This window comes from Aeromonas sp. QDB56 (assembly GCF_027705505.1).
GTDB lineage: Bacteria > Pseudomonadota > Gammaproteobacteria > Enterobacterales > Aeromonadaceae > Aeromonas > Aeromonas caviae.
Map to the genome: position 1 here is coordinate 1 of NZ_JAPDBZ010000098.1, position 15,307 is coordinate 15,307.

General features: G+C 62.6%; 13 protein-coding genes and 1 pseudogene. 9 read left to right on the forward strand and 5 right to left on the reverse strand.

What is annotated here, in order from left to right:
• Positions 1 to 93: 93 nt before the first annotated feature.
• Positions 94 to 258 (forward strand): annotated as a pseudogene (locus tag OKB81_RS14480) (magnesium transporter); the annotation flags it as partial.
• Positions 259 to 316: 58 nt separating this feature from the next.
• Here OKB81_RS14480 and ppx read toward each other — a convergent pair.
• From ppx to OKB81_RS14495, 3 genes are all read right to left on the reverse strand, one after another.
• Complete coding sequence (gene ppx / locus OKB81_RS14485) at positions 317 to 1,807, reverse strand: exopolyphosphatase (protein WP_041206049.1); 1,491 nt, start codon at positions 1,805 to 1,807, stop codon at positions 317 to 319.
• On the reverse strand, positions 1,797 to 3,866 hold the full coding sequence (ppk1, locus tag OKB81_RS14490; protein ID WP_010675282.1) for a polyphosphate kinase 1: 2,070 nt from the start codon (positions 3,864 to 3,866) through the stop codon (positions 1,797 to 1,799). Before ppk1 ends, ppx begins: the two co-directional genes overlap by 11 nt.
• A gap of 76 nt (positions 3,867 to 3,942) precedes the next feature.
• A complete protein-coding gene (locus tag OKB81_RS14495; RefSeq protein WP_010675281.1) occupies positions 3,943 to 4,455 on the reverse strand; it encodes a glycine cleavage system protein R in 513 nt (170 codons plus the stop codon).
• A gap of 258 nt (positions 4,456 to 4,713) precedes the next feature.
• Here OKB81_RS14495 and OKB81_RS14500 point away from each other — a divergent pair, with 258 nt between their 5' ends.
• The 5 genes from OKB81_RS14500 (at position 4,714) to OKB81_RS14520 (ending at position 10,625) form a co-directional block, all read left to right on the forward strand.
• Positions 4,714 to 5,553 carry a DUF2726 domain-containing protein gene (locus OKB81_RS14500; RefSeq protein WP_053288346.1) on the forward strand — a complete coding sequence of 280 codons (840 nt, stop codon included), beginning with the start codon at positions 4,714 to 4,716 and terminating at the stop codon, positions 5,551 to 5,553.
• A 239-nt stretch (positions 5,554 to 5,792) separates the two neighbouring features.
• The gene (locus OKB81_RS14505; protein ID WP_270664689.1) at positions 5,793 to 7,211 is read left to right on the forward strand and encodes a sigma-54 dependent transcriptional regulator; all 1,419 of its coding nucleotides are present in this window, start codon (positions 5,793 to 5,795) and stop codon (positions 7,209 to 7,211) included.
• Between the two features lie 105 nt (positions 7,212 to 7,316).
• Positions 7,317 to 8,351 carry a sensor histidine kinase gene (locus OKB81_RS14510; protein ID WP_043153839.1) on the forward strand — a complete coding sequence of 345 codons (1,035 nt, stop codon included), beginning with the start codon at positions 7,317 to 7,319 and terminating at the stop codon, positions 8,349 to 8,351.
• 70 nt (positions 8,352 to 8,421) lie between these two features.
• Positions 8,422 to 9,756: a sigma-54-dependent transcriptional regulator gene (locus tag OKB81_RS14515; RefSeq protein WP_053288348.1), complete on the forward strand. Its 1,335-nt coding sequence runs from the start codon at positions 8,422 to 8,424 to the stop codon at positions 9,754 to 9,756.
• 107 nt (positions 9,757 to 9,863) lie between these two features.
• Positions 9,864 to 10,625, forward strand: a complete 762-nt coding sequence (locus tag OKB81_RS14520) for a Nif3-like dinuclear metal center hexameric protein (RefSeq protein ID WP_010675276.1) — start codon at positions 9,864 to 9,866, stop codon at positions 10,623 to 10,625.
• Positions 10,626 to 10,739: 114 nt separating this feature from the next.
• Here OKB81_RS14520 and purN read toward each other — a convergent pair whose 3' ends face one another.
• Positions 10,740 to 11,378, reverse strand: coding sequence for a phosphoribosylglycinamide formyltransferase (gene purN / locus OKB81_RS14525; protein WP_042017578.1), 639 nt, complete (start codon positions 11,376 to 11,378; stop codon positions 10,740 to 10,742).
• 32 nt (positions 11,379 to 11,410) lie between these two features.
• Positions 11,411 to 12,448: a phosphoribosylformylglycinamidine cyclo-ligase gene (purM, locus tag OKB81_RS14530; protein WP_010675274.1), complete on the reverse strand. Its 1,038-nt coding sequence runs from the start codon at positions 12,446 to 12,448 to the stop codon at positions 11,411 to 11,413.
• A gap of 175 nt (positions 12,449 to 12,623) precedes the next feature.
• On the opposite strand from purM, the gene upp reads away from it, so the two are divergent.
• From upp to hda, 3 genes are all read left to right on the forward strand, one after another.
• The gene (upp, locus tag OKB81_RS14535) at positions 12,624 to 13,250 is read left to right on the forward strand and encodes a uracil phosphoribosyltransferase (protein ID WP_005302745.1); all 627 of its coding nucleotides are present in this window, start codon (positions 12,624 to 12,626) and stop codon (positions 13,248 to 13,250) included.
• A gap of 141 nt (positions 13,251 to 13,391) precedes the next feature.
• Positions 13,392 to 14,420, forward strand: coding sequence for a DUF2066 domain-containing protein (locus tag OKB81_RS14540; RefSeq protein ID WP_270666708.1), 1,029 nt, complete (start codon positions 13,392 to 13,394; stop codon positions 14,418 to 14,420).
• 101 nt (positions 14,421 to 14,521) lie between these two features.
• Positions 14,522 to 15,223: a DnaA inactivator Hda gene (gene hda, locus OKB81_RS14545; RefSeq protein ID WP_010675272.1), complete on the forward strand. Its 702-nt coding sequence runs from the start codon at positions 14,522 to 14,524 to the stop codon at positions 15,221 to 15,223.
• Positions 15,224 to 15,307 lie beyond the last annotated feature (84 nt).

Genomic DNA, 15,307 nt, shown 5'->3' on the forward strand with positions numbered 1-15,307 from the left:
AGCAGGAACCCGGTACTGCGCGAGCAGCTATCACCCAGTAATGGGAATCCCCCTCCTGTGACGCGAAGCGCTAAGGTAGGGGAGGATGTCAACGTGCTCTGGAGCGCCACTGTCGCCTCGGTGATCCCCATGGTGCTGCGTCGCTTTCGCATCGACCCGGCGGTGGTCTCCGCCCCCTTCATCGCTACCCTGGTGGACGGTGCCGGCCTCATCATCTACTTCGAGATAGCCAAGCTGATCCTGCCGGATCTGCAGTAGGAAAGCACAAGAGACAAAAAAGGCAGCCATCGGCTGCCTTTTTGCACAGAGGGGCGGATCACCCGAGCTGGAACAGCAGGGGCCAGCCCTGCTCGTGGCAGTAGCGGTGCTCCTTTTCCAGGTTCTGCATCAGCAACTTGTTCTCGTCACACCAGTCCAGGGGCAGGGTGACCACCAGCTGATCCCCGGCGGCCTGCACGTTCCACTCGGGCAGCAGGTTGTCCTGACGCCTGTGGTGGGCCGCTACCGCGAGGCGCAGGATGCGGATGCAGCGCAGCACCGTCTGCTCGTCGTGGTTGGGCAGGGCCGGCAGCTCGGAGAGCTTGAGCCCCTTGCGGTGAAAGCGCACCAGGGCCGCCAGCAGGGCCTGATCGTCCTGGTTGAAGCCGGGCAGATCGGTGTTTTGCAAGATATAGGCGGAGTGTTTGTGGATGCCGCTGTAGTTGATGGCAAGGCCGATCTCGTGCAGCCGCGCCGCCCAGCCGAGGATGGCGCGATAGGGCTCTTCCGGCATCTCCCAGGGGCCGCTCAGGGCGTCGAACAGGGAGAGGACGCTGCTCTCTACCCGGGTGGCCTGGCGCTTGTCGATGCGATAGTGAGTGCTGAGTGCAAGCGCGGTACGTTCGCGAATGTCGTGATGCTGCAGGCGCTCCTCGAACTCGTAGAGCAACCCTTCGCGCAGGGCGCCGTCGGAGTACTCCATCCGCTCGATGGGCAGGGAGGTGAATAGCCCGAGCAGGATGGCCACCGCGGCGGCAAAGACCCCCTGACGCTCCTCGGTGAGGCCCGCCAGTTTGAGCTGATCGACCCGCTTGTGCTTGAGCATCTCTTCTTTCAGCCGCTCCAGTCCCGCCAGGGTGATGGCACCATCGGTCCACTCTTCCCCCTGCAACACGTCGCGCACGGTGCGGATGGAGCCCGAGCTGCCGAGGCAGCTCTGCCAGCCCAGCTTGCGGTACTGGTTGATGATGGGGGCGAGCTGATGCTGGGCTTCCAACACGGCTGCGTTGAAGGCCTTCTCGCCGAGCTTGCCGTTGCCAAAGAAGCTCTGGGTGAAGCTAACGCAGCCCATCTTGCGGCTGGTGAGCGCCTTGTGCTCAAACCCTTCGCCGATGATGAGCTCGGTGCTGCCGCCGCCGATGTCCACCACCAGCACCTGGCCCTCGATGTGCTGGGTATGGGCGACCCCCTGATAGATGAGGCGGGCCTCTTCCTGGCCGCTGATGATCTCGATGGGGTGGTTGAGCACCTTGGCTGCCTCGCGCACGAAGTCGCGGGCGTTGCTGGCGCGGCGCAATGTGTAGGTGCCGGCGATGCGGATCTGATCCGGCTTGATGTTGGTGAGCCGCTCGGCGAACAGGGCGAGGCAGTCCAGCCCGCGCGCCATGGCCTCCGGGGACATGCGGCGCTGACCGTCCATCCCTTCGGCGAGGCGCACTCGCTCCTTGATGCGATCGATGATCTGCATCCGCCCCTCGGTGAGGCGGGCGATGACCATGTGGAAGCTGTTCGAGCCCAGGTCGACAGCGGCGTACAGACTATTGTCCATGGTTTGACTCTATGCGTTTGAGGTAGTCGTAAATCGCCACCTGGGAACGGACCTTGCGGCGGTTGCCCCGCTTCACGTACTCGTTCTTCTGGTCGGCATCGATCACCCGCGCCTTGCAGGTATCACTCAGTTGTAGCTCGAGAATGTCGAGGATGCGCTGCTTGAGCCGCTCGTCATAGATGGGGGTGCCCACCTCGATGCGACCGTCGATGTTGCGGCTCATCCAGTCGGCACTGGAGATATAGAGCTGGGGATTGCCCTTGTTGTGGAACACCATCACCCGCGGATGTTCGAGGAAACGGTCGATGATGCTGATGACCCGAATGTTGTCGCTCAGACCCGGCACCCCCGGGCGCAGGGCGCACATGCCCCGGATGATCATCTGGATGGGCACCCCGGCCTGGCCGGCGGCATAGAGCCGGTTGATGAGGTCTCTGTCCACCAGATTGTTGATCTTGAGGGTGATGCCGCTGGGTTGCCCCGCCTTGGCGTTGGCCAGCTCGTTATCGATGAGGCGATAGAGCTGGCGGCGGCTGTTGATGGGGGAGACCAGCAGGTGGTTGAACTTGTAGCGCCGATAGGGGTACTCGATGTACTCGAACACGCTTTCCACCTCGGCGGTGATGTCCGGATGGCGGGTCAGCAGGGAGAAGTCGGTGTAGATCTTGGCGGTCTTCTCGTTGAAGTTGCCGGTCCCGATATGGGCGTAGCGCACCGCCTCGCCGTTCTCGTGGCGAGTGATGAGGCAGAGCTTGGAGTGGATCTTGAGGCTGGGCACCCCGAACACCACCTTGACGCCTGCGTCGGTCAGGATGTTGGCCCAGTCGATGTTGGCCGCCTCGTCGAAGCGGGCGCGCAACTCCACCACCACGGTCACCTTCTTGCCGTTGTTGGCGGCGTCGATGAGGGAGTGGATGATCCGCGACTTCTTGGCCACCCGGTAGATGTTGATGCGAATGGCGCTGACCGCCGGGTCGAAGGCCGCCTGGCGCACCAGCTCGGTGAAGTGGTGGAACTTGTGGTACGGGTAGTAGAGCAGGATGTCCTGCTTGGCGATGGCGTCGAAGGCGTTGACGAAGCCGTCAAAGTCGCGGCAGTCCAGTGCCGGCAGCTTGGGGTTTTCCAGATAATCCCGGCCCACATTGGGGAAGCCGATGAAATCCTTGAAGTTGTGATAGCGCCCACCGGGCATGATGGCGTCGTAGGAGCTGATCTGCAGCTTGAGCTTCAAGAAGCTTATCATGGCCGCCGGCATCTCCCGCTCGTAGACGAAGCGCACCGGCATGGCAGTGAGGCGCTGTTTCAAGCCGTCACTCATCTTGTCCACCAGGCTGAGGTCCAGCTGGTCGGAGAGGTCATATTCGGCATCCCGGGTCAGCTTGACCGCGTAGGCGGCAATCTCGTCGTAGTCGAAGAAGCCCTTGAAGATCTCGTCCAGACAGAAGCGGATAACGTTGTCCAGGATGATGATCTGCTTCTTGCGACGGGTGCCCTCCGGCGGTAGCTGGAAGAAGCGGGGCAGATCGTCGGTGGGCACTTCCACCAGGGCGTACTGGATCACCTGGCCGTTCTTCTTCATCTCGATGGCGAGATAGGTGTGCTCGTCTTTCAGGAACTTGACCGGGTTGACCTCCTTGTTGAGGAGGATGGGGATGATGTGGCGCAGCACCTTTTCCCGGAAGAAGATCCGCAGCCACTGCTGGATGGACTCGGAGAGCTGGCTTTCGTTCACCAGGAAGATGTTGTGGCGGGCCAGCGCGATCAGCAGCTCCTTGTAGGTGTTGTCGAACGCCTCGCCGAGCGCCATCACCTTCTGCTGGATGGCGCGCAGCAGCACCTTGGCCTCGTCGTCGCCGCCGTGGACTTCGTTGATGAGGATGCGGCGCTTGACGTCCGACACCCGTACCTTGAAGAACTCGTCCTGATTGGAGGAGAAAATCCCGAGGAAACGGACCCGCTCGATGAGGGGTACCGTCTTGTCCATCGCCTCTTGCAACACCCGTTCATTGAATGAGAGCCAGCTAAGCTCTTTCTCTTCATACTGCTTGTCGGTGCTCATCTGGTGCCTCTTTGCTCTGGTTGCGTCTGCGCGGAAGTTATGGCGTCAAACCATGACAAATTTATGACAGGCGACACTATTCGCTCAGATCCTGATCGATGTCGACGACGAGGTCGTCGGAGAGGGACTCCAGGGCCGTGACGAGATCGTCCAGTTCGAGCTGCGGCGGCAGGGCCACCAGGGCGTGGGCATAGAAGAGAGGGGCGCCTGAGTGGGGCGCAGGTTCGCAACCTGTGGTGAGGTCGGCGACGTTGATGTTGAGCTGGCGCAGGATGCTGGCCACTTCGTGGACGATGCCCGGTCTGTCGTTGCCGGTGACGCTGAGCATCACCTGATGGGCCGGTTGCGGGCTCAGCTGCCCTTCGGCGAAGCTCACGGTGAGGCCAGGCAGCATCACCAGGGCCTCGCACAGGCTGCGGTAATGCTCGTCAGGCACGGCGACGTGCAAAATGCCGGCAAATTGCCCCGCCAGCTCGCTCATGGAGCTGGCCAGCCAGTTACCCTGCTGCCGGGTGATGGTATCGGCCAGGCTCTCGACGATCCCGGGTTTGTCTGCGCCGATCACGGTGACGACCAATTGCTTTTGCATCCTGCTCTCCTTGAATGGGGCTGCGTGGGGTCCGTTGACGCCTGGCGGCGACGGGGTGCGCGCCAGAACGTCCATGGGCTCTAGCATTGTGCCTGCTGTGACAGGCCATATGAAGCCCGCCTAGCGCAAATTCAGTGAAAAAACGCGAATGCCGGGACGGGCTTGATTTCTGCGCTGCCTGAGTCGCTTTCCCCGTGGTAGAGTGTGCCCCTTCCTTTGGTGTGAACTGAATTTGTCTTGTAAACGGGATGTGCGTGTATGAATAGCCTTGTCGTATCAGGAGCCGTGTTGCTGGGGTTGCTCCTGCTGGTGATCGTCTGGCGCAGGGAGAAAGAGGGCAAGGCCGAGCCCTATGATCTGCAGGAAACCTTGATGAGCCCAGCCGAGCGCACCTTCTTCGGGGTGCTGGATCAGGCGGTGGGGGACAAGGCCCGTGTCTTTGCCAAGGTACGAGCCTCCTATGTATTGACGCCCGAGGCGCACCTTGGCAAGGGCAAGCGCCAGCAGGCGCTCGGCAAGATAGGGGAGAAGCACTTCGATTTTCTGCTCTGCCACCCGGCGGATCTCTCTTTCCTGTGTGCCGTGGAGCTGGATGACGAGGGGCACCGCCACCAGAAGCGCAAGTCGCGGGATCTCTTCCTGAAGGCGGCCTGCGATGGCGCCGGCCTGCCGCTGTTGCAGATCCCGGCCAGCAGCCACTACCAGGTCGACGAGTTGCGGGAGCAACTGCTGCCCCTGCTGGCGAGAACGACGGCGCCGGTGGATGACCTGCTGCCCGGCGAGCGCCGCGAACCGACCTTCAGCCCGCTGCTGCTCGATGGTGTCGATCTGGGCACGTCACACCCGGGGGCTGCCAGGGAGCCCCAGGTGCCGGCCCCCCAGGCCGGAGAGGCAATGCCCGTGTTGATGGAGGAGAATCCCTTCCTCGATCCGGATGAGGAGGAGCCCCGGGAGACGATCCCTCATTGCCCCCGCTGTGCCGCGCCCCTGGTGGCACGGGAAGCACGAAAGGGTCCCCATGCCGGTCGCCTGTTCCTCGCCTGCAGCCGGTTTCCCGAGTGCCGCTATGCCGCTCCCCAGGAGAGCGTGAAACACTGATCCCTCCTCTGACGCCGCACCCTGTCGGCGTCATTCTTTCCCCTTCGCTGGTTTTCATCCGATACTCAATCTGGCTGGAAGCGTGATCCCCGTCCCGCCAGGGTCCGGGAGGATGTGACAAGTTTTGACAATCCGCCATAATTTTGGCACTTTGTCCCCCTTATGACACAGTGCGAAATTGGTTTTAATAAGCACTTAAAAAACAATAGTTTGGCGTCAGGTGTGAAAATATGGATAGGATGGCTATGGGTGTGCTGCTTGTTGATGCCGATGATGTGCGGCGCCAGCAACTGGGGACTGTGCTCTCCTTCATGGGGATCCCCTGGCAGGAGGTGGTTGAGAGCGATCTCGATGTGGCCATCGAGACTGCCGGGCCCTTGCAGGGGATTCTGGCCGGGGAACTGCGCGAGCGCGCCCTGAGTGAGCTGCTTGCCGCCCATCCTCGTCTGCCCTTCCTCTCCCTGATGCCGGCGAGCCATGGTTGCAGCAACTTCATCGGGGTGGCCGAGGCGCCCTTTACCTATGAGTCCCTCACCCGTCATCTGCACTTCTGCCAGGCCTTCATCTCCCTGCATCCCCGTCATCAGACCCACGACAAGGGTCAGACCCTGCTGCGCCTGCTGGTGGGCAAGGGGAGGGGCATCCAGGAGGTGCGCCGTCTTATCGGCCAGGTGGCCGAGACCGACGCCAACGTACTGATCCTCGGTGAGTCCGGAACCGGCAAGGAGGTGGTGGCTCGCGCCATCCACGAGCTGTCCGCCCGAAGCGCGGGCCCCTTCGTGCCCATCAACTGCGGCGCCATTCCGGCGGAGCTGCTCGAGAGCGAGTTGTTCGGTCACGAGAAGGGGGCCTTCACCGGTGCCATTGCCGCCCGGCGCGGCCGCTTCGAACTGGCCCAGGGGGGCACCCTCTTCCTCGACGAAATCGGCGACATGCCGCTGCCGATGCAGGTCAAGTTGCTGCGGGTGCTGCAGGAGCGCCAGTTCGACCGGGTCGGGGGCGGCAAGGCCGTCCAGGCCGATGTGCGGGTGATCGCGGCGACCCACCGGGATCTGGAAGCCATGATCCGCACCCTGGCATTTCGCGAAGATCTCTACTACAGCCTCAATGTGTTCCCCATCGAGACGCCCCCCCTGCGGGATCGGGCCGACGACATCCCGCTGCTGCTGCAGGAGCTGCTCAATCGCCATGCCGAACAGCACAAGGGGATCATCCGTCTGACCCAGCGCGCCATGGAGTCCCTGATGCAGTACGCCTGGCCCGGCAACGTGCGCGAGCTGTCCAACCTCATCGAGCGCCTGCTCATCCTCTATCCGAACCAGATCGTCGATGTGGCGGATCTGCCCGGCCGCTATCGCCTGCTGCCCTGCGAGCCACGAGATGAGCGGCTCACCGAGATGGACGAGCGGGACGCCCTGGCTGCCGTGTTCCAGTCCCCACCAGAGCTGGATCCCGGCATCGCCATGCCCCTGCCCATGCAGTTGCCTCAAGAGGGGGTCAACCTCAAGGAGATGCTGGCCGACCTCGAGGTGGAGCTGATCCGCCAGGCCCTGGAGTCCCAGGACGGGGTGGTGGCCCGCGCCGCCGACCTGCTCAGCATGCGCCGCACCACCCTGGTGGAGAAGATGAAGAAGTACGGCATGAGCAAGGACAATTGAGGTCAATGCTTTGACGCATTGACCCAATACATTGATAAATAACGTCTATTTTGCTGGCATGGAAATTGAATAAGCTGACTCAATCGCCAGTTTGAGGTCAGCTTTATGACAATCTTGCAGCAGGATGTCCCCCTCCAGTCACATGAAGTGAGTCAGCTTTACGCCATCTTCACGGCGCTGCCGACCGGCGTGCTGCTGCTCGATGGCGAGGGGCTGATCACCCGTGCAAACCCTGCCGCCCTGGCGCTGCTGGGAGAGCCACTGGAAGGCCTCTCCTGGCGCCAGATCATTGCCCGCTGCTTCGAACCCCGTGAGGATGACGGTCACGAGATCTCCTTGCGAGACGGTCGCCGGGTTCAGCTGTCGACCCAGCCGCTGCCGGATCAGCCCGGCCAACTGGTGTTCATTACCGACTTGACCGAGACCCGCCAGTTGCAGGACAGGGTCAACCACATGAAGCGTCTCTCCGCCCTTGGCAACATGGCGGCTTCCCTGGCGCACCAGATCCGCACCCCGCTCTCCGCCGCCATGCTCTATGCGGCCAACCTGGCCAACCGCACCCTCAAGCCTGAATCCCGCAGCCAGTTCCAGCAAAAATTGATGGCGCGCCTGCAGGATCTCGAGAAGCAGATCAACGACATCCTGCTGTTTGCCCGCAATGGCGACAACCAGGTGGTGGCGCCCCTCTCGGTGCAGGGCTTGCTGGCGGAAGTGCAGGCGGGGGCCGAAGCCTTCTGCCAGCAGCAGGGCTGCGCCTTGCATCTGGAGGCCCCTGAGCCCGATCTCTGTCTGCTTGCCAACAGCAGTGCTCTGGCGGGGGCCATCAACAACCTCATCGCCAACGCCCGGCAGGCCGGCGCCGATTCGCTCCTGGTGAGCGCTGTGCGCAGCGGCAACCGGGTGGAGATGCGGGTCATCGACAACGGCAAGGGGATGGCCCCCTCCCTGCTCAACCAGATCTTCGAACCCTTCTTTACCACCCGATCCCAAGGCACGGGCCTCGGTCTTGCGGTGGTGCAGTCGGTGGTACGAGCCCATCAGGGAGAGGTAAGCGTGGCCTCGGTCCCTGGCGAGGGCACCTGTTTTACCCTGTCCTTCCCCCTGCATCAGCAACAGGTTCAGTTGGGGGGCGTGGCATGAGGCGCGCAAAAGCCGGAGCGCCGGTGAAGATGATTCTCGACAAGGCCATGTTGGTTGTAGGAGGTGTGGCATGACCCAGGCTCGCATTCTGGTGGTGGAAGATGACAACGGCCTGCGCGAGGCGCTGGTGGATACCCTGCTGCTCGGTGGGTATGAGTGCCGCGAGGTGGACAGCGGCGAGCGGGCCCTGCTTGCCCTGTCCCGTCAGCGCTTTGACATGGTGATCTCCGACATCCAGATGGGGGGCATGGATGGCCTGACCCTGCTCGCCAACATCCGCCAGCAATATCCCCAGGTGCCTGTGCTCCTGATGACTGCCTACGCCAACATCGACGGGGCGGTGCGCGCCATGCGCGAGGGGGCGATCGACTATCTGGCCAAGCCCTTCTCCCCCGAGGTGCTGCTCAACCAGGTCAGCCGTTATGTGCCGGCCCAGAAGGTGGAGAAGCGGGCCGTGGTGTACGGGGACCCTAGGACTGCGGAGCTGTTCCAGCTGGCGACCCGGGTGGCGAGAAGCGAAGCCACCGTCATGGTGACCGGCCCGAGCGGGACGGGCAAGGAGGTGTTGGCTCGCTACATTCACGACCACTCCAACCGGGCAGAACAGGCCTTCGTCGCCATCAACTGCGCCGCCATTCCGGAGAACATGCTGGAAGCGACCCTGTTTGGCTACGAGAAGGGCGCTTTCACCGGTGCGGTGCAGGGGTGCCCTGGCAAGTTCGAGCAGGCTCAGGGAGGAACCCTGCTGCTCGACGAGATCACCGAGATGGATCTGGGACTGCAGGCCAAGCTGCTGCGGGTCTTGCAGGAGAAAGAGGTGGAGCGGCTCGGCAGCCGCAAAATGATCCCCCTCGATGTGCGGGTCATTGCCACCAGCAACCGGGATCTGAAAAAAGCGGTGCAGGACGGGCTGTTCCGCGAAGATCTCTACTACCGCCTCAACGTCTTCCCCCTGCGCTGGACGGCGCTCTGGGAGCGCCCGGGGGACATTCTTCCCCTGGCGGAGCATCTGCTGGCGCTGCATGCCAGCCAGATGGGGCTGCCGACGCCGCAGCTTGCAGAGGGCGCCCGAGAGCGTCTGATGGCTCACCCCTGGCCCGGCAACGTGCGCGAGCTCGACAACGTGGTGCAGCGCGCCCTGATCCTCTGCCCAGACGGCCTCATCGACTGTGAGCACCTGATCCTGGAAGAGACGGACGAGACCCTGGTGCGGCCGCTTGAGCGGCTGTCAGGGGAGGGGCTTGGCGGCGAACTCAAGCTGCAGGAGCACCAGATCATTCTGGACACCCTGCAGGAGTGCAACGGCAGTCGCAAAGCGGTGGCCGACAAGCTCGGCATCAGCCCGCGCACCCTGCGCTACAAGCTGGCCCAGATGCGTGACGCCGGCATCGAGTTGCCCGCCTAGGCCTGACAGGCGCATGGCCTTGCCGGTCCGGCTCGATTATCATGGGCCCTGACGATCGGAATCCGGCTCCCCGCACAGTGCGTGGGGAGCCCAGCTAGGAGACCCCCATGATCTCTCATCGTAAACTGGAAAGCCTGCTCAACCACCTGCTCGAACCCCATGCCATCAAGGATTACTGCCCCAACGGCCTGCAGGTGGAGGGGCGCGAGCGCATTCGCAAGGTGGTGACCGGCGTCACCGCCAGCCAGGCCCTCATCGATGCCGCCGTGGCCGCCGATGCCGACGCCATCCTGGTTCATCACGGCTACTTCTGGAGCGGCGAGCCGGCCCAGATCACCGGCATGAAGCAGCGTCGTCTCAAGACCCTCTTGACCCACGACATCAACCTGTTTGCCTACCACCTGCCGCTGGACGTGCACCCCGAGGTGGGGAACAACGCCCAGCTTGCCAGGCTGCTCGGCATCAAGGTGCGTCGCGGTCTCGAGCCCTGGAACAGCAAGAGCGTGGCCATGGTGGGCAAGCTGGAGGAGCCCATGAGCGGCAGCGATTTTGCCAAGCTGATTGCCGAGCGTCTCGGTCGCGAGCCGCTTCATTGTGGTGACAGTGGTCCCGAGCTCATCCGCTCCGTGGCCTGGTGCACCGGCGGTGGCCAGAGCTACATCAGCCAGGCGGCGGAGCAGGGCATCGATGCCTTCATCTCCGGCGAAGCCTCCGAGCAGACCATCCACACCGCCCGCGAGATGGGCATGCACTTCTACGCCGCAGGCCATCACGCCACCGAGCGCTACGGCGTCAAGGCGCTGGGAGAGTGGCTCGCCACCGTACACGGGTTGGAGGTGACCTTTATAGATATCGACAATCCGGTGTAGGGCCGATGAGCCGCGCAGCGGCGTCATCGGACGTGATGACAGCCATTGCGCTGGCCGATAGAAATGACAAGGGAGGCCTGAGCCTCCCTTGTTGTGTCTTACTGCTGCTCGCGGTTACTCGCTGGCATAGCCTGCCAGGCCAAGCTGCTTGCCATCGAGGAAGGCAGACCCTTCTCGCATCTGCAAGCGCCCTTCACAGAACCACTGCACCACCAGTGGGTAGATGCTGTGCTCCTGCACCTGGACCCGGGCGGCGACCTCGTCTGCACTGTCCCCTTCGAAGATGGGGACCCGTGCCTGGAGGATCACCGGGCCGCCGTCGAGCTCTTCGGTGACGAAGTGGACGCTGGCGCCGTGCTCGTCATCACCGGCCTCGATGGCGCGCTGGTGGGTGTGCAGACCCTGGTATTTTGGCAGCAACGAGGGGTGGATGTTGATCATCCTCCCCGCGAAGTGGCGCACGAGGTCGGCGCTCAGGATCCGCATAAAGCCGGCCAGCACCACCAGATCCGGCTGATAATCCGCCATCAGGGCCAGCAGGGCGGCATCATACTCCTCCCGGCTGGCGAACTGCTGCTGGGCCAGGATGGCGGTTGCCACCCCGGCTTCCCTGGCACGCACCAGGCCATAGGCATCAGCCTTGTTGCTGATGACGCCGACCACCTGACCGGCAATCTTGCCGCCGGCACAGCCATCGAGGATGGCCTGCAGGTTGCTGCCGCTGCCTGAGATGAGGACGAGGATGCGTTTCATAGGGGAGGTCATCTGGCCGTTGATCCGATCATTCATTGAATGATGACCTGCTCCTCACCATCGGCCGCCTTGGCGATGTGGCCGATGTGCCAGGCGTTCTCGCCTTCGGCCTTGAGCAGGGCCAGTGCCTTGTCCAGCTGATCCGCCGGCAGGGCGATGATCATGCCGACGCCGCAGTTGAAGGTGCGATACATCTCGTGGCGGGTGACGTTGCCTGCCTGTTGCAGCCAGCTGAACACCGCCGGCCACTGCCAGCTCTGCTCGTCGATGACCGCCTGGGTATTGGCGGGCAGCACGCGCGGGATGTTCTCCCAGAAGCCGCCGCCAGTGATGTGGGACAGGGCGTGGATCTCGCACTCCTTGATGAGCTTGAGCACGGGCTTCACATAGATGCGGGTCGGCTCCAGCAGGGCGTTGGCCAGGGTGGTGTCACCCAGCGGCTGCTGCACGTCGGCCTTGGAGACTTCCAGGATCTTGCGAATGAGGGAGAAGCCGTTGGAGTGGGGACCGCTGGCGGCCAGGGCGATCAGGGCATCCCCTTCGCCAACCTTGCTGCCGTCGATGATCTCGCTCTTTTCCACCACGCCGACGCAGAAACCGGCGATGTCGTAATCTTCCCCTTCATACATGCCAGGCATTTCGGCAGTTTCACCGCCGACCAGGGCACAGCCGGACTGTTCGCAGCCGGCGCCGATGCCGGTGACCACGGCAGCGGCAGTGTCCACGTCCAGTTTGCCGGTGGCATAGTAGTCGAGGAAGAAGAGGGGCTCGGCGCCCTGCACGATGAGGTCATTGACGCACATGGCGACCAAGTCGATCCCCACGGTGTCGTGCTTCTTCAGGTCGATGGCCAGACGCAGCTTGGTGCCCACCCCGTCGGTACCGGAGACCAGTACCGGTTCCTTGTAGCCAGCAGGGATTTGACACAGGGCCCCAAAGCCGCCAAGACCACCAAGGACTTCAGGACGACGAGTGCGTTTTGACACGCCCTTGATACGTTCAACCAGTGCATTGCCGGCATCGATATCTACGCCAGCATCCTTGTAGCTCAGTGAGGTTTTGTCAGTCACGCGTATTCCCCGTCATATAAAGAAGTGGAGGGTAAAATTCGGGGCGTATTCTACCAGCGGGCACGAAAAACCAGAAAGAAAATCGTTTGCGCGTTTTTGAATCGAAAAGCTCTACAAGCCGTGGCTTTTGTTGTATGATTCCGCGATTTTTTGGCGCCGGTTAGAGGAGATAATAATGAAAGTCGTTGAAGTCAAACACCCCCTGGTCAAGCACAAGATCGGCCTGATGCGCGAAGGCGACATCAGCACCAAGCGTTTCCGTGAACTGGCCAAGGAAGTGGGCAGTTTGTTGACTTACGAAGCGACCTCTGACTTCGAAACCGAAAAAGTGACCATCGATGGCTGGAACGGCCCTGTGGAAGTCGACCAGATCAAGGGCAAGAAGGTCACCGTCGTGCCAATCCTGCGCGCCGGTCTTGGCATGATGGACGGCGTGCTGGAGCACATGCCGAGCGCCCGCGTCAGCGTGGTCGGTATCTATCGCGATGAAGAGACCCTGCAGCCTGTCCCCTACTTCGAGAAGATCGTCAGCAACATCGAAGAGCGTCTGGCCCTGGTCATCGACCCCATGCTGGCCACCGGCGGCTCCATGATCGCCACCATCGATCTGCTCAAGAAGAAAGGTTGCCAGTCCATCAAGGTGCTGGTGCTGGTTGCCGCGCCGGAAGGCATCAAGGCGCTGGAAGCCGCTCACCCGGACGTGGAGCTGTTCTGTGCCTCCATCGACCAGGGGCTGAACGAGAAGGGCTATATCGTCCCGGGCTTGGGTGATGCCGGCGACAAGATCTTCGGCACCAAGTAAGCATCACCCCATCGCCGCGCCCAAGGCGCGCAAACGGAGCCGGCACCCTGCCGGCTCCGCTGTTTCTCCCCCCCTTTGCTTGCTGCCATGCGCGCCTTGCCGCTACCATAAGCACCATCCCCCATTTCGAGAATCTTCCTTATGCTGAAACGCTTAGCGACTCTCCTCTGCTGCTGTCTGCCTCTCGTGGTGTCGGCCGCCCAGGTAACCGACCTCTATCAGGGCAAGGCTCCCACCAGTGGCGACATGACGGCCGCCCAGTCCCAGGCGCTGGGGTATGTGCTCGTCAAGGTGACGGGCAAGCGCGATATCCTCACCCAGCCGGATGTGGTGAAGGCCCTGGCGGCGCCGGCGGATTACGTGCAGCAATACAACTATCAGGACATCGGCTCGGTCAAGTTTCTCAAGGCGGATTTCAATGTGGCCAAGGTGAACGCCCTGGTCGGCCAGAGCAAGTTTGCCCTGCTTGGCCCGGTGCGGCCGCAGGTCGCCATCTGGCTGGTGGTCGACGAAGGCGAGCGGCGCATTCTGCCGGATCAGTCCGGCGATGGCTGGTCCGAGGCGCTGCGTGCCCAGACCCAGGCCATGGGGCTGCCGGTCAGTCTCCCGCTGATGGACTTGGATGACAACATGGCGGTCAATGCCACCGATGTCTGGGGCCGCTTTGCCGATCCCGTGCTCAAGGCGAGCCAGCGTTACGGCGCCGAAATGGTGGTGCTCGGCAAACTGAGCCCGGAGGGGGAGGCCTGGAGCATCGACTGGGGTCTTTATGGTACCAAGCCGGGGGCGCAGGCAGGAGAGCTGACCGAGCTGACCAAGGGTTCGGGTTCAGGTACCCAGGCCGAGGTGGCAAAGGGCTTTGCCGATGCCCTGGCCGGTTGGCTGGTGCAGCAGTACGGTACCCGTCTCTCCGGTGTCGCCTCCAGCCAGACCCTGGTGGTGGAGGGGCTGTCCGATATCGATGGCATGATCCAGATCCAGAAGCTGCTGCAGGGGATGGCCAGTGTCACCAAGGTGGCTATTGGCAAGCTGGAAGGGGACAAGGTGACCTTCAACCTCTCGCTGCAGGGGGACAAGGCCGAGCTGGTGAGGGGGTTGCAACTGGAGAGCCGCCTGCATCAGGTGGAAGACAACGAGAGCGGCCTGCGCTATCAATGGTCGCAGCCCTGATCCCGGGGAAGGATCCTGACCGCCCGGCATGGTCGGGCGGTTCTCTATCTGCCCCGCTGGTGATACACTTGCCCGCAAATATCACAGTCAAAGCCCAACGAGTGAAGCAACCGGCCCAACTGTCTTTAGCCGTACAACTACCGGATGATGAAACCTTCGTCAGTTTTTATCCCGGCAACAACGCCCATCTGATCACCGCCCTCAAGAATGCGGCCATCGGTCAGGGCTCGCCCTTCCTCTATTTCTGGGGAGCCAAGGGGTCGGGCCGCTCCCATCTGCTCCATGCTACCTGTGCCGAGGTCAACGCCCGCGACGCGGCGGCGGCCTATCTCTCCCTCGATCAGTTCGAACAGCTCGACCCCAGCATGCTCGATGCTTTGGAGAGCCTGCCCCTGGTCTGTCTTGACAGCCTGGAGGCGATCGCCGGCAACGCCCTGTGGGAGCGGGCCCTGTTCGACTTCTACAATCGCTGGAAGGAGAAGGGGGAGGGGACGCTCATCGTTACCGGCTGCAGCGCGCCACGCAAGCTGGGGCTGCAACTGCCGGATCTCGCGTCCCGTCTCGACTGGGGAGTGAGCTTCCACCTCGACGAGCTGGACGACGAGGGCAAACTCAGCGCCCTGCAACTGCGCGCCGAGCTGCGGGGTTTCAAGCTGCCCATCGACGTGGGCCGTTTCCTGCTCAACCGCCTCTCCCGCGATATGCGCACCCTGCTTGCCACCCTCAATCGTCTCGACAACGCCTCCTTCCGTGCCAAGCGCAAGCTGACCATCCCTTTCGTCAAAGAGATCCTCGAGCTCTGAAAACCTATCCCATCTTAAATGCGAAAGGGGACTCCCTCCGACGTAGGTGGGAGGGGAATTTCGCCGGGGCGTCAGCCCCGCTGG

Excerpts from the sequence above, each read along its gene's own strand:
- OKB81_RS14510 (WP_043153839.1), top strand. The coding sequence starts at position 7,317 with ATGACAATCTTGCAGCAGGATGTCCCCCTCCAGTCACATGAAGTGAGT.
- OKB81_RS14515 (WP_053288348.1), top strand. The coding sequence starts at position 8,422 with ATGACCCAGGCTCGCATTCTGGTGGTGGAAGATGACAACGGCCTGCGC.
- upp (WP_005302745.1), top strand. The coding sequence starts at position 12,624 with ATGAAAGTCGTTGAAGTCAAACACCCCCTGGTCAAGCACAAGATCGGC.
- ppx (WP_041206049.1), bottom strand. The coding sequence starts at position 1,807 with ATGGACAATAGTCTGTACGCCGCTGTCGACCTGGGCTCGAACAGCTTC.
- OKB81_RS14520 (WP_010675276.1), top strand. The coding sequence starts at position 9,864 with ATGATCTCTCATCGTAAACTGGAAAGCCTGCTCAACCACCTGCTCGAA.
- OKB81_RS14495 (WP_010675281.1), bottom strand. The coding sequence starts at position 4,455 with ATGCAAAAGCAATTGGTCGTCACCGTGATCGGCGCAGACAAACCCGGG.
- ppk1 (WP_010675282.1), bottom strand. The coding sequence starts at position 3,866 with ATGAGCACCGACAAGCAGTATGAAGAGAAAGAGCTTAGCTGGCTCTCA.
- OKB81_RS14505 (WP_270664689.1), top strand. The coding sequence starts at position 5,793 with ATGGCTATGGGTGTGCTGCTTGTTGATGCCGATGATGTGCGGCGCCAG.
- OKB81_RS14500 (WP_053288346.1), top strand. The coding sequence starts at position 4,714 with ATGAATAGCCTTGTCGTATCAGGAGCCGTGTTGCTGGGGTTGCTCCTG.
- OKB81_RS14540 (WP_270666708.1), top strand. The coding sequence starts at position 13,392 with ATGCTGAAACGCTTAGCGACTCTCCTCTGCTGCTGTCTGCCTCTCGTG.
- purN (WP_042017578.1), bottom strand. The coding sequence starts at position 11,378 with ATGAAACGCATCCTCGTCCTCATCTCAGGCAGCGGCAGCAACCTGCAG.